The 23900-nt window shown below is 70.6% G+C and carries 18 protein-coding genes; 11 read left to right on the top strand and 7 right to left on the bottom strand.

Annotated elements, in window-relative coordinates:
* Positions 1 to 6: 6 nt before the first annotated feature.
* From Q7W82_RS02185 to Q7W82_RS02205, 5 genes are all read left to right on the top strand, one after another.
* Positions 7 to 1830, top strand: coding sequence for a family 43 glycosylhydrolase (locus Q7W82_RS02185; RefSeq protein ID WP_242159088.1), 1824 nt, complete (start codon positions 7 to 9; stop codon positions 1828 to 1830).
* A 98-nt stretch (positions 1831 to 1928) separates the two neighbouring features.
* Positions 1929 to 2495, top strand: a complete 567-nt coding sequence (locus Q7W82_RS02190; RefSeq protein ID WP_242159087.1) for a lysozyme inhibitor LprI family protein — start codon at positions 1929 to 1931, stop codon at positions 2493 to 2495.
* A gap of 121 nt (positions 2496 to 2616) precedes the next feature.
* On the top strand, positions 2617 to 3786 hold the full coding sequence (locus Q7W82_RS02195) for a lysozyme inhibitor LprI family protein (RefSeq protein WP_242159086.1): 1170 nt from the start codon (positions 2617 to 2619) through the stop codon (positions 3784 to 3786).
* Positions 3787 to 3838: 52 nt separating this feature from the next.
* On the top strand, positions 3839 to 5533 hold the full coding sequence (locus tag Q7W82_RS02200) for a peptidoglycan-binding protein (protein WP_242159085.1): 1695 nt from the start codon (positions 3839 to 3841) through the stop codon (positions 5531 to 5533).
* A 68-nt stretch (positions 5534 to 5601) separates the two neighbouring features.
* Positions 5602 to 6510 carry a hypothetical protein gene (locus Q7W82_RS02205; protein ID WP_242159084.1) on the top strand — a complete coding sequence of 303 codons (909 nt, stop codon included), beginning with the start codon at positions 5602 to 5604 and terminating at the stop codon, positions 6508 to 6510.
* Positions 6511 to 6548: 38 nt separating this feature from the next.
* Here the strand turns inward: Q7W82_RS02205 and Q7W82_RS02210 are convergent, their stop codons facing one another.
* Both Q7W82_RS02210 and Q7W82_RS02215 read right to left on the bottom strand, forming a co-directional pair.
* On the bottom strand, positions 6549 to 7070 hold the full coding sequence (locus Q7W82_RS02210) for a hypothetical protein (RefSeq protein WP_242159083.1): 522 nt from the start codon (positions 7068 to 7070) through the stop codon (positions 6549 to 6551).
* A gap of 55 nt (positions 7071 to 7125) precedes the next feature.
* Complete coding sequence (locus tag Q7W82_RS02215) at positions 7126 to 7788, bottom strand: hemolysin III family protein (RefSeq protein WP_242159082.1); 663 nt, start codon at positions 7786 to 7788, stop codon at positions 7126 to 7128.
* Between the two features lie 242 nt (positions 7789 to 8030).
* Between Q7W82_RS02215 and Q7W82_RS02220 the strand changes: the two genes are divergently transcribed.
* Together Q7W82_RS02220 and Q7W82_RS02225 are read left to right on the top strand one after the other, a co-directional pair.
* Entirely contained in the window at positions 8031 to 10544 is a 2514-nt protein-coding gene (locus tag Q7W82_RS02220; protein WP_242159081.1) for a DEAD/DEAH box helicase, read from the top strand.
* Positions 10541 to 11647: a ribonuclease H-like domain-containing protein gene (locus tag Q7W82_RS02225; RefSeq protein ID WP_242159080.1), complete on the top strand. Its 1107-nt coding sequence runs from the start codon at positions 10541 to 10543 to the stop codon at positions 11645 to 11647. Before Q7W82_RS02220 ends, Q7W82_RS02225 begins: the two co-directional genes overlap by 4 nt.
* 21 nt (positions 11648 to 11668) lie before the next feature.
* Here Q7W82_RS02225 and Q7W82_RS02230 read toward each other — a convergent pair whose 3' ends face one another.
* Positions 11669 to 13744, bottom strand: coding sequence for a M56 family metallopeptidase (locus Q7W82_RS02230; RefSeq protein WP_242159079.1), 2076 nt, complete (start codon positions 13742 to 13744; stop codon positions 11669 to 11671).
* 3 nt (positions 13745 to 13747) lie between these two features.
* Entirely contained in the window at positions 13748 to 14134 is a 387-nt protein-coding gene (locus Q7W82_RS02235) for a BlaI/MecI/CopY family transcriptional regulator (RefSeq protein ID WP_017909741.1), read from the bottom strand.
* 685 nt (positions 14135 to 14819) lie between these two features.
* Between Q7W82_RS02235 and Q7W82_RS02240 the strand changes: the two genes are divergently transcribed.
* The 3 genes from Q7W82_RS02240 to ligD all read left to right on the top strand — a co-directional run bounded on the left by Q7W82_RS02240 (position 14820) and on the right by ligD (position 20162).
* On the top strand, positions 14820 to 17147 hold the full coding sequence (locus Q7W82_RS02240) for a TonB-dependent receptor plug domain-containing protein (protein ID WP_311195494.1): 2328 nt from the start codon (positions 14820 to 14822) through the stop codon (positions 17145 to 17147).
* Positions 17148 to 17335: 188 nt separating this feature from the next.
* Positions 17336 to 17512, top strand: a complete 177-nt coding sequence (locus Q7W82_RS02245) for a DUF3606 domain-containing protein (RefSeq protein ID WP_242159077.1) — start codon at positions 17336 to 17338, stop codon at positions 17510 to 17512.
* A 19-nt stretch (positions 17513 to 17531) separates the two neighbouring features.
* Entirely contained in the window at positions 17532 to 20162 is a 2631-nt protein-coding gene (ligD, locus tag Q7W82_RS02250) for a DNA ligase D (RefSeq protein WP_242159076.1), read from the top strand.
* A gap of 244 nt (positions 20163 to 20406) precedes the next feature.
* Here ligD and Q7W82_RS02255 read toward each other — a convergent pair whose 3' ends face one another.
* The gene (locus tag Q7W82_RS02255; protein ID WP_242159075.1) at positions 20407 to 21441 is read right to left on the bottom strand and encodes an SDR family oxidoreductase; all 1035 of its coding nucleotides are present in this window, start codon (positions 21439 to 21441) and stop codon (positions 20407 to 20409) included.
* A gap of 71 nt (positions 21442 to 21512) precedes the next feature.
* Positions 21513 to 21746 (bottom strand): hypothetical protein, encoded by a 234-nt coding sequence (locus tag Q7W82_RS02260; RefSeq protein WP_019797504.1) that lies wholly within the window; start codon positions 21744 to 21746, stop codon positions 21513 to 21515.
* A gap of 139 nt (positions 21747 to 21885) precedes the next feature.
* Here Q7W82_RS02260 and Q7W82_RS02265 point away from each other — a divergent pair, with 139 nt between their 5' ends.
* Positions 21886 to 22242 carry a hypothetical protein gene (locus Q7W82_RS02265; RefSeq protein WP_242159074.1) on the top strand — a complete coding sequence of 119 codons (357 nt, stop codon included), beginning with the start codon at positions 21886 to 21888 and terminating at the stop codon, positions 22240 to 22242.
* Between the two features lie 47 nt (positions 22243 to 22289).
* On the opposite strand, the gene Q7W82_RS02270 is transcribed toward Q7W82_RS02265, so the two are convergent.
* Positions 22290 to 23519, bottom strand: coding sequence for a DNA topoisomerase IB (locus Q7W82_RS02270; RefSeq protein WP_242159073.1), 1230 nt, complete (start codon positions 23517 to 23519; stop codon positions 22290 to 22292).
* Positions 23520 to 23900 lie beyond the last annotated feature (381 nt).

Here is a 23900-nt window from a genome sequence, read left to right on the forward strand (position 1 = left end):
ATCGTCATGTTCAGAGCATTCGCACCGCTGGCGCTGCTGGCGTCCGCCGGGCTGGCCGCGGCGCAGACGCCGGGCGCACGCAGCTACGCCAACCCGATCGACCTGGACTACCGCTACAACTTCGAACAACTCAACGACGGCATCTCCTATCGCACCGGCGCCGACCCGGTGTTCGTGCGCTTTGGCGATGCCTACTACCTGTTCCAGACCCTGGCCGACGGCTACTGGCGCTCCAGCAACCTGCTCGACTGGCAGTTCGTCACGCCCAGCCGCTGGCCGTTCGAGAGCATCGTCGCGCCGGCGGTGGTCGCCGACGGCGACCGCCTGGTGATCATGCAGTCGGCCTTCGAACCGCGCCCGCTGCTGCAGACCCGCGACCCGGCCAGCGGCACGCTCGACTTCCTGACCCGGCTGCTGCCGAAGCTGCCGCGCGCCCAGCCGATCGGCACCGAGATGAAGGGCCGGCCGCTCAGCGACGTGCCGCCCGGCCCCTGGGACCCGGACCTGTTCATCGACGACGACGGCCAGAGGTACCTGTACTGGGGCTCCTCGGACCGCTACCCGCTGTACGGCATCGCCATGGACCGCAGCGCGCACGGAGTCGCCTTCCGCGGCGTGCCGACGCCACTGCTCACGCTGGATCCGGCGCAGCATGGCTGGGAGCGCTTCGGCCCCGACCACCGCGGCGCCCGCTTCCCCGACGGCAGCCCGATCGGCAGCTTCCTGGAAGGCGCATGGATGACCAAGACCGGCGGCCGCTACTACCTGCAGTACGGCGCGCCGGGCAGCGAGTACAACGCCTATGCCACCGGCGTGTACGTTGGCGAGCACCCGCTCGGCCCGTTCGTCTATGCGGCGTACAACCCGGTGGCGTACAAGCCCGGCGGCTTCATGCAGGGCGCCGGCCACGGCTCCACGTTCCAGGACGCGCACGGCAACTGGTGGAACAGCGGCACCGCCTGGATCGGCGCCAACTGGACCTTCGAACGGCGCATCGTGCTGTTCCCCGCCGCGTTCGCCGCCGATGGGCAGATGCGCGTGTCCACCCGTTTCGGCGATTTCCCGCACTGGATGCCGGAAGGCCCGGTGGCCGACCCGGAGACGCTGTTCACCGGCTGGATGCTGCTGTCCTACCGCAAGCCGGCCACCGCCTCGTCCACCCTGGACGGTTTCGCCGCCGGCCGCGCCACCGACGAGGACCCGCGCAGCGACTGGGTGGCCGCGCGCAACGCGCCCGGCGAGACCCTCACCGTCGACCTGGGCGGGGAGCGCAGCGTGCGCGCGGTGCAGGTCAACTTCGCCGACTACCGTGCCGGCCGCTATGGCGATGCGCCGGACATCTACACCGCGTTCCGGCTGCAGCACTCGCGCGACGGCCGCCACTGGCTGCCGCTGGCCGAGGTCGGCGACGGCGCCGACCGGCGCGACCGGCCCAACGCCTACCTGCAACTGCCCGCGCCGGTGCGCACCCGCTACATCCGCTACGTGCACGGCCACGTCGGCGCCGCCCACCTGGCGATCAGCGAGCTGCGCGTGTTCGGCAACGCCGACGGTGCCCCACCGCCGGCGCCGACCGGTGTCACCGTGCGCCGCGAGGATGACCGCCGCAACGCCCGCGTGCACTGGCAGGCCGTGCCCGGCGCCGTCGGCTACAACGTGCGCTGGGGCCTGCGCGCCGATCGCCTCACCCTCACCTACCAGGTGTTCGCCGACCGCGGCACCGACCTGGAACTCCGCGCGCTCAACGTCGGCCAGGACTACGTGTTCGCCGTCGAAGCCTTCGACGAGCGCGGTGTCTCCCCGCTGAGCGCGCCCATCGCCGTGCCATGAAGCCATCACCGCCCTTCCCGTATGCTTGGCGCCACCTCGACCGCGCACCGGCGATGCGGCGCGCGGCAGGATCGGCTGCCGATCGAAGGAGAAGGACGATGCACCAGCACCAGGGAACCCAGGGCCAGCGCCGGCTGCGCGCGTGGCTGATCGCCGCAGTGGTCGCCGGCGTGTGCGGCAACGCCGCCGCGCAACAGATCGACCCGCGCGATGCGCAACTGCAGCAACAGCAGCGCCTGCTGCAGCAGCAGGCCGAGCAGATCCAGCAGATGCAGCAGCAACTGCAGCAGATGCCGCCAACCGGTCCCGGTGCGGACGCGGCGGGCGCACCGAGCGATGGCCTGTCCGCCACCTACCACGACTGCCGCAGGCAGGCGCAGGGCCTGGACGAGAGCCGCCGCTGCATCCAGCGCGAACAGCGCGTGCAGCAGGAACGCCTGGACCGCGCCTACGACAGACTGCGCTACCGCCTCAGCGGCATGGACCGCTCCCGGCTGATGGACGCGCAGTACACCTGGCAGCAGTCCAACGAACAGGCCGCAAACCTGGACCGGGCGCTCGGCGCCCGTGGCCAGGAAGCCGCCCTGCAAAGCGCCGAAGCCACCTTGCGCCGGATCAGCTCCCGCGCCGACGAACTGGAAGGCTATACACGCGGCGGGCGTTGAGGGCAGCTACAGGCAAGCTGTCGGACGATACGCAGCAGCGTGTTGCGGTGCTGCGCGGGCGATTGTCCCCGGCAGCAGGGCACAGTTGAGGTCTTTCAAAGGCGTTGCACGGAGGCCGGAGATGGCAGGCATGGAACAACGGGACCAGATTCGCAAGCGGAGCACGTCACCACAGCTGCCGCACCGTGGCCTTGTCGCATCGCTCAAATGGGTGCACGCGCGCTGGTTCGGCACCCTGTGCCTCGGGGCCTTGCCCGCTATAGCGCTAAGTGGCGCAATCGCAGCGGTGCCGTCCTTGCCGTCGGGCGCGGAATTGTTGGCGTTGCAGAAGGACGCGCTACGTCCGACATATGCGCGGTGTCTCGCCAAGGCAATGCAGCAGGAGACGCCGGAACGCTGCGTGGACGAGGAGTTCGCCTACCAGGACGGCGAGTTGAACCGGGTCTACCGCGCCCGCATGGCGGCCCTGCCCTCCGCGAAAGAGCGATCGGCGTTGCAAGCCGCACAGCGCCAGTGGATCGCGCAGATCTACCAGAATCGTTGCAAGCTGCCGGAGCAGGCAAACCCGGCAATGCGCCTGGATGCCAAGCAATGCAGGCTGGCCACGACGATCGGCCGGCTGCGCCAACTGAACGATCCGCAGTTCGTCGCGTCGATCAGTGCCGCCAAGCCGATAGCGCCGTCGCCCGATGCAAGCCCGGTGGCGAAGGTGTTCACTGCGACTGGGCTGCCGGATGCAACGGGACAGGTCGCGTTCTCCCTGGGGGACCTAAGCCTGCAGGTCGTAGACGCGCATTGCCACGACACCGGTGGGCTACTCCTGCGCTGCGCGCCCGCGACGGTCGTGGTGCAGCGTCCGGCGGGTGAACAGTCCATCCCCGTCCCGTCGCTGGTCTTTTTGAGCAACACAGCGGATCAACAGGACTATGTCGCCGCCTATCGCGGCCCCATCGCGCAACAGGGCGAAGGGAGCGAGGGCTTGCGCTATACCGCGATCGTCTCGGACATCAATGGTGACGGCTACGACGATCTGCTGTTGTGGACCGACTTTTCCGGCCGCCTCGGCGCGCCCGCCTATACCTATTATCTATTCGATCCAAAGGCCAAACGCTTCGTGAGGAGCGAGAAGCTCGCACAGGCGACACGCGGCCTCACACTCTCCGGCATCAGCGGCACGACGCTGCACCTTTGGTCGGAAGCAGGACAATGCAAGCGCACCGTGGTGTCGCTTGCATTGCATGGAACGATACCGACGCGGCATTCCAGCAAGACCATCGATTCCTGCAAGTAGCCAAGCCGGTGCGGCGCCCCCCTCGCACGACACAGAGAGACAAGGACCTCCCATGAGCGACGGATACGGCAAGCAAAACGCGGGATTCGGACTGACACGCGAACAATCGGTCGACCTGATCGTCCGCAGCTGCCTGGATCACGGTGTCACCGACACCCGGCAGATCGCGTATGTGCTGGCCACAGCACAGCACGAATCCAAAGACTTCCAGGCCCCTGAAGAGGAATGGGGGCGAAAGCAGGCCGTGACGCTGTCCTATCACGGTGGCGAAGCCTATTACGGCCGCGGCTATGCGCATCTCACCCATGTCGAGTTGTACGAAAAGCTTGGCGAGAAGGCCGGGCTAGGCCGCGAACTCGTGCAATCGCCAGGCCGGGCCGCGGAACCTGCCATTGCGACGAAGATCCTCGTCGCCGGCATGCGCGATGGCGACTTCGTGCCGGGACAGACCCTGGCCGCCCATATCAACGCCGACAAGCAGGACCATGCCGGCGCACGCGCGATCATCAATCCCCGGGATGCGGCAAGCGTGCAAACCATCGCCGGCTATGCGCGCACGTGGGAAGCTGCCGTACCGGCGCTGGTAGAGCGTGTCCAACGTGAAGGCGTGACGCCTGCGCAGCCACCGGCCGCGCCCAATGCACCAGCATCCGTCGGCAAGGGCGACGCGAATCAAACCGTGTTCGAAGCGCAGCAGTATCTGGCCGCTTTGGGAATGACCGATGCCAAGGGCAAGGCCATCTCACCCGATGGTGATTTTGGTGCTGGCACCGAGCATGCGGTCAAACAATATGAGCACGGTAAAGGTATCGCAGAGCCAACTGGCCGCGTCGATGCCGCAATGCTGGCCGAACTGCGTGCCGATACGCTGCAGGCGCAGCCGCAATTCAAGCGCCAGACGATGACGGACCTGTACGGCCCCTTGAAGGACGGAGAGCTCCGCCGAGGCGAGAAAGGAGAACCTGTCTATGAACTGCGCCGGCAGTTGCAGGGCCTGGGCTACATCCAGAATGCGCCTCCGAACTGGAACGGCGACCGCCTCTACGACGAGCATATGGAAGCCGGCGTCCGCGCGTTCCAGAAGGCGAATGGACTGCAGGAGACCGGACGCGCCGATACGGAGACGCGGCGACAGTTGAATGCGTTCGCGGTGAGCCAGCATCTAGCGCCGACCACCGAATTCGACCGTCCGGAGAATTGGCCGCCACAACCGCCGCCGTACACCAGGGCCGAGTATCAGACCCGCCAGCAGGCACCGGCGCAACCCGCTCCATCTGCACCTGCAACGCAGGAGCCATCACCCGATCAGCGGCGAGGCCAGGCACCGACGCCAGCGGCGCCTGCGGTCATGCACAGCTCGCTGTATCAGGACTGCTCCAACGGCGTCGACGCGCTGGACCGGCAACTCGGCCGCGCGTCCGACACCGCGAGCACATGCATGAAGGCCAGCCTGACCGAGTTGGCCACGCGCAACGGCCTGACCCGGGTCGATCATGTGCTGCTCAGCGAGCGCGGCCGTCAGGCCGAGCCGGGGCAGTACGTCTTCGTCGTCGAAGGCGATCCACGCAATCCCGCCAGCCTGCGCGCGCACATGCCGACCGATCAGGCGATCAGTACACCAGTGGAGGTGTCCTTCGGCGCCTTGGCGCAATCGGAGCAGCAACGCCAAGCCAGCTTGCAGGCCGAGCTGGGCGAGCAACAGCGCGACGCGCAGCTGCGCCAGGCACAAGGCAAAGGCATGGGCTGACACGGCACCCGCCGATGGCGTCGCGACATTGGACCCTGCAGCCTCACGAAACCTTGGAGAACGTTCCGATGCACGCCTACGACATCGAACTCGGAGACTGGCACGGCGGCGCGCCCGTTCCCGACAGCGACGGCTGGTGCTTCGGCCTGCCGCCGGGCATCGCCGCGGCGCAATGGCCGCTGGATCCGTGGAGCGGCTATCCGATGCAGCACGGCTTCACCCTGCGGCTGCCACCGGACTACCGCGTGCACGGCCCGGACATCGTCGCGGTGTCGTTCTTCGCCACCGCGCCGGACCATAACGACGGCGGCCCGGCCGGAACAGTGGACGGGATGCACGCCGCGATCGCCACGCCCGCGCAGGCGCTGGCCGACCCGGCACTGCAACCGTTCCGCGACCGCGCGCTGCAGGCCCACCCCAGGCTGCGGCGCATGCAGGACCTTCTGGACTGCGCCTATGCGCTGATCCTGCTGCGGCAGGAAGAGGTGGATGGCGCGCCATGCCGGCCGCCGCCGCTGGTGGACAGCCCGTTGCTGCAGCGGACGCCGCCGCCGGAATGGCTGCAGGTGGGAAGCGCGACAGTATGCGAGGCGTGGGACGCGCGCAGCGCGCCGCTGCCGCAGGCGCCGGACCGTTTCGCCCTGCATCGTCCGCTGCGGCTGCGCCTGCGCGAGCACGATCCCAATGCCGGGGTGCCGCCGCGCGAAACGTTCGGCGACGCGCCCGATCCCGGCGGCTACCAGCCGTTCTACTACTGGCAGGACGGCGTGGTCAGCCGCGAGCACTACCGCGAACACGACTGGGCCGCCGGCCACGCCATCAACCACCTCGGCGGCACGATGCGCCCGATACAGGGCATCCCCGACTTCAGCCCGTACTACATCGAGTTCGACGAGGCCTTCGGCGGCTACAACTTCGGCGGCGGCATCGCGCAACTGGACATCCAGGGCCTGCGATTGGACTGGGCCTGCGACTGAGGTCGCCGAGCCGGGCGACGCTTGTGCGGCGGCGCATTTCACTGCCCCGAGGCACAACCCCCGCCCTGTTCCACGCACAGCTTCATGGCGCGTTGCAGCTCGGCCTCGCTCAGCTGCGGGGGCGGCCGCGCGACGGCGGCCTGGACCTGGTCGGGGCCGCCGGTCAGCGCGTGCAGGCCCTTGGCCGCCTTGCCGGCCAGGTAGTAGACGCCCAGCGCGATGTAGCCGCCGCTCTGGCTGACCTGCTCCACCGAGGGCGGCGGCCGCCAATCCTTGTCGAAGCGGTTGGGCGGTGGGGTCACCGGATTCTTGAAGCGGTACAGATCCAGCGGCTCGCCCTCGTCCGGCGGCAGCGCGCGGACTTCGCCGAGCGTCTGGATGTCGTCTTTGGCAGCGTTGCTGGCTGGCGGCGTTGCAATGGATGCCGCCGCCGGCGCAACGGCATCGGTCGCGGGCGCGGCCTGTTGCGCCTGCGCCTGTGCGCACGCCGCCAGCAATGCGACGGCCAGCAAGGCCCGCAGGCGCCGGCCGATCGGATCCGTTGTGTCCACGCTGTCCATGGCGCCCGAGCTTACGGACGCGGCGCGGCCTTCTCTAGCGCGTCGCCACCGCCGTTCACGTCGGCGACAGCGGGCGCAGGCACAGCCAGATCGCGCACCAGTGCGCCAGCGCGCCGCCCAATACGTGCGCATGCCAAATGGCGCGGTTGTAGAGCATCGACTTGCGCACGTAGAACGCCACGCCCACCGTGTAGATCGCGCCACCGGCGGCGATCAGCCACAGCACCGGCGTGTCCAGCCCGGCCATGATCGGCTTGACTGCGGCCATCCCGGCCCAGCCCAGCAGCAGGTAGATCGCCACCCAGAAGCCCTTGGCGATGCCCGGCAGGAACAGCTTGGCGAATACGCCGAAGAGCGCCACGCCCCACACCGCCAGGGTCATCGACCAGACCCAGGCGCCGGACAGCGCCAGCACGAAGAACGGCGTGTAGGAGCCGGCGATCATCACGAAGATGCCCGCATGGTCGAGCTTGCGCAGCACCGGCTGGCGCTGCGGCGGGGCGAAGTTGTACGCCGCCGAGCAGGCGAACATGGTCAGCAGCCCCAGCGCGTAGATGCTGGTGGCCAGGATCAGCGCGTCGTTGGCATGGGCGCGCCAGACCAGCAGCGCGCCGCCGACCACGGCCAGCAGCAGGCCGGCGGCATGCACGAGCAGATCGGCGCGGCGGGCGGCGGCGGTGCGGTAGTGCGGGGGAATCGGGGGAGCGGACACGGGCAAGGGAAGTAGACGACAGGAGCCGTCGTTGCCGAGGGGGGACGACAGGATACCTGTCGGTGGCGACAACGCGCGCCACACGACAGCGGCAGCGTCGCCCGACAACACAGCACCAAGGCGGCCAACCGCACTCGCGCAAGCCCCCCGCCTGAATCCGCTCAGCCTGCCTTTCTCGCCTCGGCTGGCGCCGTCTCATACCCTGAGACGCGATTTCGCTTCCCTGTTCCGCTTTGAGAGCCGTGCCGATGCCCGCCCACGCCCTAGCCCCGCGCACCGAGGACGCCGAGCGCGCCCTGTCCACCACCGACGGGGTGCCCTCGCGCGATGGCGCCCTGCTCAGCGCGCGGCTGGAGCGCCGTTACCACGACCGCATCACCGGCAGCTTCACCATCCCCGGCCAGGCCGGCCGCTATGCGCCGATCCCGGACGACGTGCCGCCGGCGCTGGCCGCCGCACTGCGCGAACGCGGCATCGCGCAGCTGTACAGCCACCAGGCCGAGGCCTGGGACGCGGCGCAGCGCGGCGAGCACGTGGCCATCGTCACCCCCACCGCCTCGGGCAAGTCGCTGTGCTACACGCTGCCGGTGGTGGCCGCGGCGATGACCGCGCAGGCCAAGGCGCTGTACCTGTTCCCGACCAAGGCGCTGGCGCAGGACCAGGTGGCCGAGCTGCTGGACCTCAACCGCGCCGGCGACCTCGGGGTGAAGGCCTTCACCTTCGACGGCGACACCCCCGGCGATGCGCGCCAGGCGATCCGCCTGCACGGCGACATCGTGGTCAGCAACCCGGACATGCTGCACCAGGCGATCCTGCCGCATCACACCAAGTGGGCGCAGTTCTTCGAGAACCTGCGCTACGTGGTGATCGACGAGATCCACACCTACCGCGGCGTGTTCGGCAGCCACGTCGCCAACGTGCTGCGCCGGCTCAAGCGCATCTGCGCGTTCTATGGCGCCACGCCGCAGTTCATCCTGTGCTCGGCCACCATCGGCAACCCGCGCGCGCATGCCGAGGCGCTGATCGAGCAGCGCGTGCACGCCATCACCGACTCCGGCGCGCCCAGCGGCGACAAGCACGTGCTGCTGTGGAACCCGCCGGTGGTCAATGCCGACCTGGGCCTGCGCGCCTCGGCACGCTCGCAGAGCAACCGCATCGCCCGCATCGCGATCAAGTCCGGGCTCAAGACCCTGGTGTTCGCGCAGACGCGGTTGATGGTGGAGGTGCTGACCAAGTACCTGAAGGACATCTTCGACCACGACCCGCGCAAGCCGCCGCGCATCCGCGCCTACCGCGGCGGCTACCTGCCCAGCGAGCGCCGCGAGGCCGAGCGGGCGATGCGCGCCGGCAGCATCGACGGCATCGTCTCCACCTCGGCGCTGGAGCTGGGCGTGGACATCGGCGCGCTGGACGTGGTGGTGCTCAATGGCTACCCGGGCAGCGTCGCCGCCACCTGGCAGCGCTTCGGTCGTGCCGGGCGCCGCCAGCAGCCGGCGCTGGGCGTGCTGGTGGCCAGTTCGCAGCCGCTGGACCAGTACGTGGTGCGGCACCCGGACTTCTTCGCCGACGCCTCGCCCGAACACGCCCGCATCGCCCCGGACCAGCCGCTGATCCTGTTCGACCACATCCGCTGCGCCGCGTTCGAGCTGACCTTCGTCACCGGCGAGGCGTTCGGTCCGGTGGACCCGGCGGTGTTCCTGGAGGCGCTGGCCGAGAGCGAGGTGGTGCACCAGGAAGGCGACCGCTGGGAATGGATCGCCGACAGCTACCCGGCCAATGCGGTGAGCCTGCGCTCGGTGGCCGACGGCAACTTCGTGGTGGTGGACAAGACCGACGGCAAGCAGCAGATCATCGCCGAGGTGGACTATTCCGCCGCCGCGCTGACCCTGTACGAAGGCGCCATCCACATGGTGCAGAGCACGCCCTACCAGGTGGAGAAGCTGGACTGGGAAGGGCGCAAGGCCTACGTCACCCGCACCCACGTCGACTACTACACCGACAGCATCGACTTCACCAAGCTCAAGGTGCTGGACCGGTTCGACGGCGGCGCGGCCGGCCGCGGCGACGCGCACCACGGCGAGGTGCACGTGGTGCGGCGCGTGGCCGGCTACAAGAAGATCCGCTACTACACCCACGAGAACATCGGCTACGGCCCGGTCAACCTGCCCGACCAGGAACTGCACACCACCGCGGTGTGGTGGCAGTTGCCGCAGGCCACCCTGCTCAAGGCGTTCGGCAGCAAACAGGATGCGCTGGATGGTTTCCTGGGCGCCGCCTATGCGCTGCACGTGGTGGCCACGGTGGCGGTGATGGCCGACGCGCGCGACCTGCAGCAGGCGGTGGGCGACGGCGACGGCGCCTGGTTCGCGGTGGCCGACGCCAAGGGCCGCGGCCAGCTGCGTGGCGGCGACACCGGCGAGCCGGCCAGCATCGAACTGCAGCAGTTCGTGCCCACCGTGTACCTGTACGACAACTTCCCCGGCGGCGTCGGCCTGAGCGAGCCGCTGTATCGGCGCCAGGCCGAGCTGGTGCAGCGCGCGCGCGAACTGGTGCAGGGCTGCGACTGCGTGGCCGGCTGCCCGGCCTGCGTCGGTCCGGTGCTGGCCGCGCAGGAAGCCAGCGCGACCACGCCCCGGGCGCTGGCGCTGCGCGTGCTGCGCTTGCTGCTCGACGGCGAGGACGACGCGGCGCTGGACGCGCACGGTGCGACCACGATCGCCATCGATGCCGATGCCGACGCGCTGCCGGAGTGGAGCGCATGAGCATCAGCCTGGAGCGCCTGCGCGCGCTGCGCCGGCAGGCCGGCGATGCCAGCGCCGAGCGCGCGTCGGCGTCCTCCGGTAGCCGCACCACGACCGACGCGCCCCCCGCGTCACGCGCAGGCGCCGCCGCGGCGACGTCCACACAGGCGCCGATGCAGGCATCGGCAGCGACGCGCGACGGCACATCGCACGCAGCGGTGCCACCGACAGCACGCAGCCAGCCCGTTCCCGCGCGCGGCAGCGGCACCGATACAGCGGTGGCCCCACCCATCGCCATCGCCCCGTTCGACCGCGGTGGCACCGATGTGTCCGCGCTGCGGCGCCTGCTCGGCCTGCGCGAGCGTGCCGTCGCGCCCGCCGCGGCGGCGGCCGCACGCAGGCCGGCCGCGGCACCGGACCGGCATCTTCCCGGCGTGGAGATCGCGCCGGGGCTGCACCTGATCGAGGCGTTCCTGCCGCAGCCGATTCCCGCGACGTCGCTGTCGCTGGCCTTCGCCCGCCGCGAGGACGCGGTGGAGCCCACCGACCTGCTGTTCTTCGATACCGAGACCACCGGCCTGGCCGGCGGTACCGGCACCCGCGCCTTCATGATCGGCGCGGCCGACTGGACCGTGCATCCGGCCGACGGCCCGGGCCTGCGCATCCGCCAGTTGCTGATGGCCACGATGGGCGCGGAGAAGGCGATGCTGGAAGCGTTCCGCGCCTGGCTGCGGCCGGGCACGGTGCTGTCCAGCTACAACGGCCGCTGCTACGACGCGCCGCTGCTGAAGACCCGCTACCGGCTGGCGCGCTGCGCCGATCCGCTGTCGGCGCTGGACCACGTGGACCTGCTGCATCCCACCCGCCGCCGTTACCGCGGCACCTGGGAGAACTGCAAGCTGGCCACCATCGAGCGGCAGTTGCTGCGGGTGGTCCGCGAGGACGACCTGCCGGGGTCCGAAGCCCCGGCGGCGTGGCTGGGCTACCTGCGCGGCGGCAATGCGCGCAATCTGCGCCGCGTCGCCGCGCACAACCACCAGGACGTGGTCACGCTGGCGCTACTGCTGCAGCGCCTGGTCGCCGCCGAGGCCGAGGAACGCGCGCTGGCGGCGGCATCGGCGTAGTCGCTGCACGCCGCCGGCGGATCACTCCAGCCGCTGCGCGCTGCCCGCAGCGATGGCCGCATCGAGCAGGCGGTCGACCTCGCGATCGACCTGCGCGCTCAATTCGCCCTGCCGTGCGCCCAGTTCGCCCTGCTGCCGGCCCAGCGCGGCCTGCTGTTCGCCGAGCGCGCGCATCTTCGCCGCCAGCGCGTCCTGACGCTGCGCAAGCGCCGCCTGGGCATTCGCCTGCGCCTTGGCAGCGACGGCGTCCATGTCGATGCGGTCCAGCGCCCGCGCCGCGGCCTCCTGCGCCAGCTTGCCTTGTTCCCGGCCCAGCTCGCCCTGCTCGCGTCCCAGTGCCCCCTGGCGCTTGCCGAGTTCGCCCTGCTGCGCGCCCAGCTTGCCGATCGGCTCGAACAGCGCGTCGAAGCGGGCCAGCAGCGCAGGATCGTGCACCACATAACGCTTGCCGCCGCGGCGGAACCACAGGCCATCGCCCTGGGTCTCGCGCTTCATGCTGGCGAGTTCGTCGCTGCTGCCGCTCATCGTCGAATGGTTGCCCTTGACCCGGACATACGACTGTTCGATTTGGCCGTTGTGGGTTTTCTGCATCGACCGCGTGCTGATCCGCGAGCCGATGGCCGGCGGGGCAGCCGGGACGGCCGGTGCCGGGGGCGCAAGCGGCGCGGGCGGCGGCAACGGTGCGGCCGGCGGCGGCGCGCGACGCGAGGTCGTCGCAGAAGTGGCGGAGGTGGCAGACATCGCCGAGGTCGCCGCACGCGGCGGCAGCGGCGTCCCGGGCACGTTGGCGGCACGGGCAGCGGCGCCGTCATCCATGGCCGTGTCGTTGTCCGTGTCCGCATCATCGGCGGCGTCGGCCGCCTTCTCCGCTGCTTCGGCGGCTGCATCGGCAGCGGCCTCGGCGGCCTCGGCAGCCGCATCGGCCGCCTCGGCTGCGGCGTCGGCCTCGGCGGCGGTCGGTGCCGCTGCATGAGCGGAACCCGACTTGCTGGCAGGCGCGACGGAATGGCCGGGCTGGGCCACCAGGCGCAACGGCGCCACGCCAAGCACGGTCACTGCGGTCAGGATCAGGGCCGCGCCCAGGCGCGGAAAAGCGGACGTGGTCTGCAGCATCAGCAATCTCCGTTTCAGGCTCAGGAAGGTCGGCGAAGCGCTGGCCAGGCCGGCGCTGGGCCGCGGCGCCACACCCAGCTGCACCAGCAGCCGTGCGTAGTCGTGACGGCAATGACGGTGGCCGGCGACCACGGCCGCATCGCAGGCCGCCTCGCGGGCCAGGGCGTACTCGCGGTTGGCCAGGTGCACCAGCGGATGGAAGAAGAACAGGTGCTGCGCCACCGCCGGCAGCAGGCCCCACCACAGGTCGCGGCGCTGCAGGTGCACCAGCTCGTGGGTCAGCGCCATGTCCAGATCATCGGCGCGCAGGCTGGCCATGCGCCGCGCCGGCAGCAGCAGCACCGGCTGCCACGGCCCGATCAGCTGCGGCGAATCGATGTGCGCGCACAGCCGCAGCTGCGGCGGCTGGCGCAGGCCGTGCGCCTCGGCGGCCAGGCGCAGCGCGCCGAGCAGAGCGGCGTCGGTGCACGGCGCCGCCGTGCGCGCGCGCTGGCGGCTGCGGCGGTAGGCCAGCACGCTGTGCGCGGCGCAGACCAGCACGCCGGCCAGCCACAACGCCGCCAGCGCCTGCGCCCACGGCCAGGCCGCCGCGGCGGCCGATGCCGGCGGGGAGGCGAGCGTCCCGGCGCTCACCTTGGCGGTGGCATTGACATTGAGCTGCATGGGCGTGGCCGCCGACATCGACACGGGCGGCGTCGCCGCGCGTGCCTGCATTGCCGGCGCCGTGGCGATAGCCGTCGGTGCGGCCACCTGCGCCGGCGCGGCCGGCAGCACCGGCAACTGCACCGCCCCGGCCCACAGCAGGCCCAGCACGCTCTGCGCGGCCACCAGCCACCACAGCCGGCAACGCGTCGCCGCCGGCAGGGTCGGCAGCCAGCGGCATAGCGCCCAGATCAGTGCGACCAGCACCACCGTCTGCACACTGGTCGCCAGCAGCCGCGACAGCAGAGTCTCGAACACGTCCGTCCCCAACAGGCTGTGCATGGCTCAGTCCTCTCGCCGTTGCGATTGCAGTTTGGCCACGAGGGCCTCCAGTTCGGCCAGTTCCGTGTCGCTGACCTCGGCGCGCTGCGACATCCACGCCACGAACGGCGACACCGAACCCTGCAGGGTCTTCTCGACGAAGCTGCCGACCGCACTGCGCACCACGTCGTCCTGGCCGCTGGTGGCGGCGTAGCGGTACACCCCCTGCACCTGGCGGCGGCGCAGATAGGCCTTGGCGCGCAGCCGCTCCATCATGGTCAGCACCGTCGAGCGCGCCAGCCCGCGGGCCTCGCCGAACCCGGCGGCGACCTCGCCGACGCTGGCATCGCCGTGCTCGGCGATGTACTGCAGCAGGGCCAGTTCCTGGTCCCCGATCGATTTGCGGCGCATCCGCCCACTCCGGTGACTACACGTGTCGGCAAAGCTACCCATGACGACAACTGTCGTCAATAGGTCGCAGGTCATGGGCGGGCGGTCGACTGCAGGCTGGCGATGGCGTCCGTCGGGGAGGCCCCAGTGGTGCCACATCGCATGCCGGCGGATGTCGCGTCGGTCCTTGGCTAACGGTCGTCCACGCGTCACGCAGGCGTGCGGGACGGGTCGGCATCCACCGCCGCCAATGCACGCGTTCGCCGCAGAAGTCCGTCGCGATCCGCCGCGTTCGTGCAGGGACGAGAGCGCCCTATACCCAGGTATCGCCCCACATACGCAGGGCAGCCAGGGCTGTACCAACGCGCAATGGTGCGAGCGCACATGCGATGCAAGAATGCTCCGCATCGCTTCACGCCGCTGCATTCACCTCGGGAAGTGCGCTGTCGCGCGGATGCGCCGTTCGTCTCCACCGATCCGGAGCGAGCCGCCGCAACTGCCGCGCGCGACATCCCTGGTCCGCGCCCCGCACCGCCGGCGCCCTCCCATCGCAAACGCACAGCCAGCCGGGCCGCCGCGAGGCCGCCGCCCAGCGCTGGGTGCGCGCCTGCGCCACCGCTTCCCCCTGCACGCTGGACCCGCCATGCACGTGACTTCCTCCCATCTTCGTGTCGCCGTTCTACCGCTGCCCGCACCGCATCGCGGCATTCGGCCCGGCACGCCGTCGGTGCTGTCCGCGGCGCTGGGCGCCTGCCTCGCCGCGTCGGCGGCGCATGCCGCAGAGGCGGCCACCAGCGCCGATCCCGGCACCACCCCCACCACGCTGTCCGCGCTGGACGTGGTGGCCTCGCCGCATGCGGCCGCGGTGGCGCCCACCCAGGTGGTGGGCCCGAACCGCTATGTCATCAATGCCGGCGACATGGACGCCGACCTCGCCGGCAGCAACGGCCTGGCGCGGCTGAAGACCGTGCCAGGCGCCAGCTATACCGCCACCGATGGCCTGGGCCTGGACGTCTCCGCCACCAGCCTGTTCGTGCGCGGGTTCCGCATGAACGAAATGGGCATCACCTTCGAAGGCGTGCCGTTGAACGACAGCGGTTTTCTGTCGCTGACCGGGAACAGCGTGGTCAACGTCGGCGTGCCGGATGCCATCGGCTCCATCACCGTCAGCCCCGGTGCGGCGCCGGTGAGCGTGTTCTCCAGCAGCGCCAACGGCGGCGCGCTGGAGTATCGCCTGGGCGAACCGAAGGACACGCCCGGCCTGCGCCTCAAGCAGGGGGTGGGCAGCGACGCGACCCGGGTCACCACGGTCTCGGCGCAGAGCGGGCAACTCGGCGATACCGGCCCGAAGGTGCAGGTCGACCTGCAACGGCTGGGCGCGGACAAATACCAGGGCGGCGGCACCCAACGCTTCCTGCGCGGCGACCTGAAGGCGACGCAGGACGTGGCCTGGGGCACGTTCACCATGTTCCTGTCCGCCAGCCACGCGGCGATGTGGGGCTACAACAACCTGTCCTTCGACATGCTCGACAAGCTCGGTTGGCACGCCGACAGCGTCTATCCCGACTACGCCAAGGCCTATGCGGTCGCCCTGCCGCAGAACGCCGGCGCGTCCTGTGGCGCCTATAGCTGCGGCGTCCTGGCCGGGCTGCTGCCGTACGACACCGGCCAGGTCACCGACGACCGCATCGCCTCGCTCGCGCACGACTTCCATGTCTCCGACGCGCTCAGCGGGCGCGTGCAGGTCTACAGCGCGCGCAGCCGCACCCACGCCACGCTGAGCGATCCGACCACGCCTTCGCCCAATGGCGCGCCGTTCTCCGAGCAGGTGCAGGTGCCGCACCTGCAGCGCAGCGGCGCCCTGCTCACCCTGACCTACCTGCTCGGCCGCCACACCCTCAGCGCCGGCCTCTGGGACGAGCGCTCCACCGCCGACGCGGCGACGTTCTGGTACACCGAGCCGCTGCTGGGGCAAGGCGCGCCGCTGCGCACCATCGGGCCGTGGGACACGTACGGCCCGGCGTTCAAGACCGACAACGCCTCGCACTGGACCACCCGCGCGCGCCAGGCGTACGTGCACGACGACATCGCACTGAGCGACACGCTGGTGCTGGGCGTGGGCGCCAAGGCAGTGGATTTCCGCACCCGCGGTGGCGGTGTCGGCGATGCACCGGACCGGCCTGCGTCCGGCACGCTGCGCGCCAGGCGCGCGTTCCTGCCGCACCTGTCGCTGTTCTGGAGCCCGACCACGCAGACCGATGGCTTCATCGACCTGGGCAGCACCATGAACGGCTTCCGCGTCGCCCAGCGCGGCAACATCGGCTATACCGCCTCGGCCTGGACCGTCCCCGACCAGGCCACGTTCGACCGTCTCGCCCGCCACCTGCAGCCGGAGCAGGACTGGAACCTTACCGTCGGCGGCACCCATCGCCTCGACCGCGCCACCGTCACCGCGGACGTGTTCTACGGCGACATCCGCCACCGCCTGCTGTCCGCCGCGGTCGGCACCCAGTTCGCGCAGGTCAACACGGTGCAGGTGATGCCGAAGATGCACACGTTCGGCGCCGACCTGGGCGTGACCGCCGACTTGACGCCGCACCTGCAGTTCTACCAGGGCGTGGCATTGGCGCGCTCGGTGTACGACCGCGATGTCGTCGTCGACGGCAGCGTCTACCCGACCCAGGGCAAGGCGCAGCCAGGCTATCCGCAACTGTCGCTGGTCAGCGACCTGTCGGCGCACCTGCGCCACTGGCGTCTCGGTGCCACCAGCACCGAGTACCTGCATCAACCCTTCACCTACGAGAACGACCTGCGCGTGCCGGCGTTCTGGCAGGTCAACGCGTATACGGCCTACACGCTGGGCCCCGACAGCCCGCTGCCCGGCCTGGAGCTGCGCCTGGACGTGAGCAACCTGCTCGATCGCCACAACATCGGCACCGCCAACATCGCCGGCTCGGCATTCGCCGGCGACTACCAGACGCTGCAGCGCAGCGCGCCGCGGCAACTGCTGTTCAGTACGTCCCTGGCGTTCTGAGGGAGCGGCACGCGCGTGCACGCCAGCGGCGCGCATGCATCGGGCTGACACGGCGTTCACGGCGATGCCACGCCGGCGCGACTAGAAGTTTCCGCACCGGTCCGCCGACGCATGCCGCGTCCGTCGGCACTCGCCGCCACCCGTGGCGCCCCGCGACCGCAGCGGCTTCTGGACAGCAGGACATCGGCATGAGCGACGATCCCCGCAACACCGGTTCGCCCGACCGCGACCGCATCAACCTCCACGAAGACTACGAAGTGCGCTACTGGACGCAGGCGCTGGGCGTGTCCGCCGACGAGTTGCGCGCCGCGGTGCAGGCCGTGGGTAGCAGTGCCGCGGCGGTCCGCGCGCACCTGCACAAGTGACGCGGGCCGGGCCCGCGCCATGAGCCTCGCCGACTACCGCCGCAAACGCCGCTTCGACAAGACCCGCGAACCGGAGCCGGGCAAGCCGGTGCCGGCGGGGCAGCGGCCGATCTTCGTCGTGCAGCTGCATCACGCCAGCCGCCGCCATTACGATTTCCGCCTGCAGGTCGGCGATGCGCTGAAGAGCTGGGCAGTGCCCAAGGGGCCGAGCTACGACCCCAAGGTCAAGCGGATGGCGGTGGAAGTGGAAGACCATCCACTGGACTACGCCACGTTCGAGGGCGAGATCCCCCAGGGCGAATACGGCGGCGGCCACGTCGCCCAGTTCGATCACGGCGTGTGGAGCAGCGCGCACGACCCGGAAGCGCAACTGGCCAAGGGCCATCTGCGCTTCGAGTTGTTCGGCGACAAGCTCAAGGGCGGCTGGCATCTGGTGCGCTCGGGCAAGCCGGCGCGGCAGCCGCAGTGGCTGCTGTTCAAGGAGGACGACGCCTTCGCCAGCGATCTGGAAGCGGACGACCTGCTAGCCGATGTCACCGCGGCGCCGGCGCAGGACGTCAAGCGCGCCGGCGCCGGCAAACCCGACAAACGCAAGGCCACGGTCGTCGCCGCACCGGTCCGCAAGGGCCGCCGCACGAACTGGGCCAAGCTCGCCCAGGCGCTGCCGGCGGCTGTGCCGGCCGCCGCACCGGACGGGCCCTTCGCCGCGCAACTCGCCCGGCTCGGCGACGCGCCGCCGCAGGGCGAACACTGGATCCACGAGATCAAGTGGGACGGCTACCGGATCCTGGCCACCGTCGCCGATGGCGTGGTGCGGTTGTGGTCGCGCAATGCGATCGAGTGGACCGACAAGATTCCCGAGATCCGCGACGCCATCGCCGCACTGGGCCTGCGTTCGGCGGCGCTGGACGGCGAACTGATCGCCGGCAAGGGGACCAAGGAGGACTTCAACCTGCTGCAGGCGGTGCTGTCCGGCGAGCGCCAGGGCAAGCTGGCGCTCGCCCTGTTCGACCTGTTGCACCTGGACGGGATCGACATCGCCGCCGCCCCGCTGTCCGAGCGCAAGGCATTGCTGCAGCGGCTGCTGCAGGGCGCCGATGCGCACCTGGCCTTCAGTTCGCACATCGACGGCGATGGCGACGCGGCGTTCCAGCTCGCCGGCGCGCAGCACTTCGAAGGCATCGTCTCCAAGCGCGCCGACCGCGGCTACCACGGCGGCCGCAGTGACGACTGGCGCAAGACCAAGCAACTGCGCTCGGAGGAATTCGCGGTGGTCGGCTACACCGCGCCCAAGGGCAGCCGCAGCGGCTTCGGCTCGCTGCTGCTGGCGCGGCCGGATGCCGAGCACGGCTGGCTGTACGTGGGACGCGTGGGCTCCGGCTTCTCCGACGCCTTGCTGCGCGAGGTGACCGCACTGATCGGCAAGGCCGGCAGCGCCACGCCCAGCGTGCACGTGCCGACCACCGAGACCGACCTGCGCAGCGCGCGCTGGTTCGCGCCGCGCTTCGTGGTGGAAGTGTTCTACCGCGGCATCGGCGGGCAACAATTGCTGCGCCAGGCCTCGCTGAAGGCGGTGCGCCCGGACAAGGACATCGCCGACCTGGGCGATCGCGACGCACCGGCGCCGCGCGCGGCGGCCGCGCGCGCAACACCGCCGGCCAGGAAGGCCAAGACGGGCAAAACGGCCAAGGCGACCAAGGCGACCAAGGCAGCAAAGGCGGTCGGCGCGAAGGCCGCCAGCGCCAAACGCGGCGCCGCAGCGGTCGACAGCGCGCGCACGCCGCCGCCGCTGTCCAGCCCGGGCCGGGTCGTGTTCCCCGACATCGGCGCGACCAAGCGCGAGGTCTGGGACTACTACAACGCGGTGATGGACCACCTGCTGCCGGAGATTGCCGGACGCCCGCTGTCGATCATCCGCTGCCCGGCCGGCGCCGAACGCGCGTGCTTCTTCCAGAAGCACCACACCGCCGGGCTGGAGCTGGTGTCGTCGGTGCGCTTGAAGGAGGAGAGCGGCATCCAGGCCGAGTATCTGGTGGTCGAGGATGCGGCCGGGCTGCTGGAACTGGTGCAGTTCAACGCCTTGGAGTTCCACCCCTGGGGCGCGCATGCGCAGCGCCCGGACGTGGCCGACCGCGTGGTGTTCGACCTGGACCCGGGGCCGGACGTGCCGTTCGCCGAGGTCAAGCGCGCGGCCACCGACATCCGCAAGCTGCTCGCCCAACTGGAGCTGGAGTCGTTCCTGCGCGTGTCCGGCGGCAAGGGCCTGCACGTGGTGGTGCCGCTGGCGCCGGGCTGCGACTGGGACCTGACCAAGCGCTTCGCCCATGGTTTCGCCGACGCCCTGGCGCAGTCGCAACCCGAGCGCTTCCTCGCCACCGCCAGCAAGCGCCTGCGCAACCAGCGCATCTTCGTCGACTACCTGCGCAACGGCCGCGGCGCCACCGCGGTGGCCTCGTACTCGCTACGCGCGCGCGCCGGCGCGCCGGTGGCGATGCCGCTGGCCTGGAGCGACCTGCCCAAGCTGCACCGCGCCGACGCCTTCAAACTGCGCGACGTGCCGGGCAAGCTGAAACGGCGACGCAAGGATCCCTGGGCCGGGATCGACGCGTTGAAGCAGAACCTTGCGCGCTGGGCCAAAGCGGAGAAGTGAAGCCCCTCTCCCTCCGGGAGAGGGGTTGGGGTGAGGGTACGGGCGCAGCCTCGTGCAGTCGGACTGAGCATGGCAGATGTCCGGACTGCCGGAATGACACGAGCGACCCGCACCCTCATCCGCCCCTTCGGGGCACCTTCTCCCAGCGGGAGAAGGGAGTCACAAGCCCCTCTCCCACCGGGAGAGGGGTTGGGGTGAGGGGCCGACCGCTAGCCAACGCACTGGCCACCATCCCACCCCGCAACTACCCCGTCGGCCCACCCATCACCGGCAGGATCGCGCCATTGATGTAGCTGGCAGTAATCGGCGACGCCAGGAACACATAGGCCGGCGACAGTTCCTCCGGCTGCGCCGGGCGCCCCATCGGGTTCTGCTTGCCGAACTCGGCCACATCCTCGGCGGGCTTGTCGGCCGGATTGAGCGGCGTCCACACCGGCCCCGGGGCGACCGCGTTGACGCGGATGCCGCGCGGCTGCAACTGGCTGGCCAGGGCCATGGTGAAGGCATGGATCGCGCCCTTGGTCGCCGAATAGTCCAGCAGCGACTTGCTGCCGAACAACCCGGTTTCCGAGCCGCTGTTGACGATCGCCGCGCCGCGCTTGAGATGCGGCAGCGCCGCGCGCGCCATATGGAAATAGCCGGCGATGTTGGTCTGCAGCGTCTCCTGCAGATGTTCCTCGCTCAGGTCCTCCAGCGCATCGCAATGCAACTGGAAGGCGGCGTTGTTGACCAGCACGTCGAGCCCGCCGAAGGCGCGCACGGTCTGCGCCACCGCGTCCTCGCAGAACGCCGGATCCTTCACGTCGCCGGCGATGGTGATGCAGCGGCGGCCTTCGTTCTCGACGTGCTGGCGGGTGACCTGCGCATCCTCGTGTTCGTCCAGGTACAGCACCGCCACATCTGCGCCCTCGCGCGCGAACAGCACCGCCACTGCGCGGCCGATGCCCGAGTCGGCACCGGTCACGATCGCGCTCATGCCGCGCAGCTTGCCGCTGCCCACGTACTCCGGCGCCTCGAAACGCGGCTGCAGCGCCAGTTCGTGCTCGTTGCCCGGCTTGGCCAGGTGCTGCTTGGGCATGCGTTGCGGCTGCTTGCGCGGCCCGGCCTGCCCGGCGTCGCCCGGCTTGGCGCGCTTGGGCTTGGGCTTGGCGTCGCCGGCATCGACCGCACGCTGCAGCGCGCGCTGCTGCTGCGCGGTCTTGGCGCTGGACGAGGATGCGGCGCTGCTGCGCTTGGACGGGGCGGACGGGGTGGCGGCAGGACGCTTACGGGAGGCCATCGGCAATACTCCGGATGCGGGAGGAGGACGCGGTGGCGCAGCCCTCCTCGAAGGGAAGGAAGAGGCGTCGCTCAGGCGCGGTCGGCGAGACCGCTGACGCCGGCGTGCTGGGCGCAGTGTGCGCAGCAGAACATGCGCTCGCCGGCCTGCACGCCGTGGCCGACGATGCGGCAATCGCAGTGGCTGCAGCGTGGGGCGAAAGCATGGATGGCGCACTCGAACGAATCGAAGGTGCCGCTGCGCGCGCCCTGGGTCAGGGTGAAGGCCTGGTCGTAGTCGTTTCCGCAGACATCGCAGGTGGCCATGATCGGCTCCGGTTGCTGGGGGAACCCCGAGTCTGGCCCCGCCGGCGGCCACGACCGGTGAAACCACCGGGGCGATCTCTTCATGCCGCGCAAACATGCGCCGCGACAGGCTCGCGCCATCGATCGAAGGAGATGCCCCATGATCCGTTACCCGCTCGCCCGCCTTGCCCCGTTCGCCGCCGTGCTGCTGCTCGGCGCCTGCAGTACCACTCAGGTGGCGCAGGTGCAGCCGATCGACGGCGTCATCTCCGGCCAATGCCATATCGACAAGGTACGCGGCGCGGTCGGCCTGGCCGCCTCGCGCATGACCGTCGAACGCGCCCGCGTCGACAGCGACAGCCTCAAGGTGCAGGTGGTCAAGAGCAGCGTCACCGACAACGGCGCCACCTCCAGCGGCGTGGACAGCGCCAACCGTGGCGCCCGCGAAACCGGCGGCGACCGCCTGACGGTCGAGATCGGCCCGACCAACAACATCACCACCGTCTATTGCGGCTGATCCGCGTCGCCGGGCCGGCGCGCCGCGGCTGACGCAGCGTCAGCCGCTCAAGCGCGCTTGCGGGCCCCGGGCGCGGCCTTGCGCTTGCCGCGATGACCGCTGCCCTGCGCGCTCGCCGCCGCGCCCTTGCGCGTGGCCCGAGCAACCTTGCGCAGCGGCGGCGCCTTCGCCGCGGTGCGGCCGGTAGCCTTGGCCGCCTTGCGTGCCGCGGTGCGTGCCCGCCCCAGATACTTCAGTGTGATCAGATCCCACTGCCGCTCGCCGCGCACGCCCTCGCACAGCCCGTGCAGGCGACCGCAGCGCCAGCCGTCGAACACGCACGGATCGATATAGGCCTTGCGGCACACCGCCGGGGTATTGCCCAGCGCCTCGGACACTTCCCGGATCACCGCGTTCTGCGCCTGCGCCAGCGCGCGCTCGCCGCCCGTGTCCGGCAGCGGCAGCGCGGCCAGCCGCTGCAGCGCGGCGCGGGTGCCGCCCCAGGTGCGGAAGTCCTTGGCGGTGAAGCTGTCGCCCATCGCCTCGCGCAGGTAGTCGTTGACCTCGCCCGAATCCACCGGCTGCAGCTGGCCGTCGTCGTCGCGGTACTGGAACAGGGCCTGCCCGGGCAGTTGCTGGCAGCCGCGGATCAGCTTGACCAGGTGCACGTCGTCGACCTCGATGTCGTGCTCCTGGCCGCCCTTGCCGCGGAACTGCAGCCGCGCGCGGCCGCCCTTGACGAAAGCCAGGTGGCGGTTGCGCAGCGTGGTCAGGCCATAGGAGCGGTTGCTGCGCGCGTATTCGGCGTTGCCCACGCGCACCAGGGTCTCGGCCATCAGCGCCACCACCATCGCCAACACCTTGTCGCGTGGGTAGCCGGGCAGCGCCATGTCGCGGCGCAGGCGCCGACGCAGCCGTGGCAAGGCCTGGCCGAAGGCGACGATGCGCTCGAACTTGCCGTCGCCGCGCACCTGCGCCCAGTCGGCGTGGTAGCGGTATTGCTTGCGCCGGCGCGCGTCGCGGCCGGTGGCCTGCAGGTGACCGTTGTCGCGCGTGCAGATCCACACCTCGGTATAGGCCGGCGGGATCGCCAGCTGGCGGATGCGCTGCAGGGTGGCGGCGTCGCGCACCGCACTGCCGTCGGGCATGCGATAGCCGAAGCCCTTGCCGGCACGGCGACGGACGATGCCTGGCTCCTGGTCGCTGACGTAGACCAGGCCCGCGCTGCTGGCGGCCTGGCGGGACTGCCGGGCACGCGCCGCCTCGGCCGCGGCGGTGGAACGGGACGGGTTGGACATCGGACCTCCGGAAGCCGGAACCGCGGCCCGCGCCGTCGGTTCCACGAGCCTGGATTGTCGACAGCGCAACGGCTACGGCGCGTGATGCCGGGCCGTTGCACCGCTTAACGTGTGGCGAACGCGCCATGTCCGATGCTGGTGGTGTTGGACGTGCGTCGCGCCGGCAGACACCACAACGGCCGTGGGCGCATCGGCGGTGCCGTTCGCCGCCGATGACCGCAGCCGGTCTCAAAGCGCGGCGCACGTTCTGGTGCGTGTCATGGACGTGGAGGCAAGAGGCGGTGCCTGTGCGCGATGCGGAGCGGGGTGGTCTGCGGGGTGCGGCCCAGGGCGGTGCCAGGGCGCACGCCTTCGCACCACATCGCAAGCGCTCCGCACTCG

This window comes from Xanthomonas indica (assembly GCF_040529045.1).
Classification (GTDB): Bacteria; Pseudomonadota; Gammaproteobacteria; order Xanthomonadales; family Xanthomonadaceae; genus Xanthomonas_A; species Xanthomonas_A indica.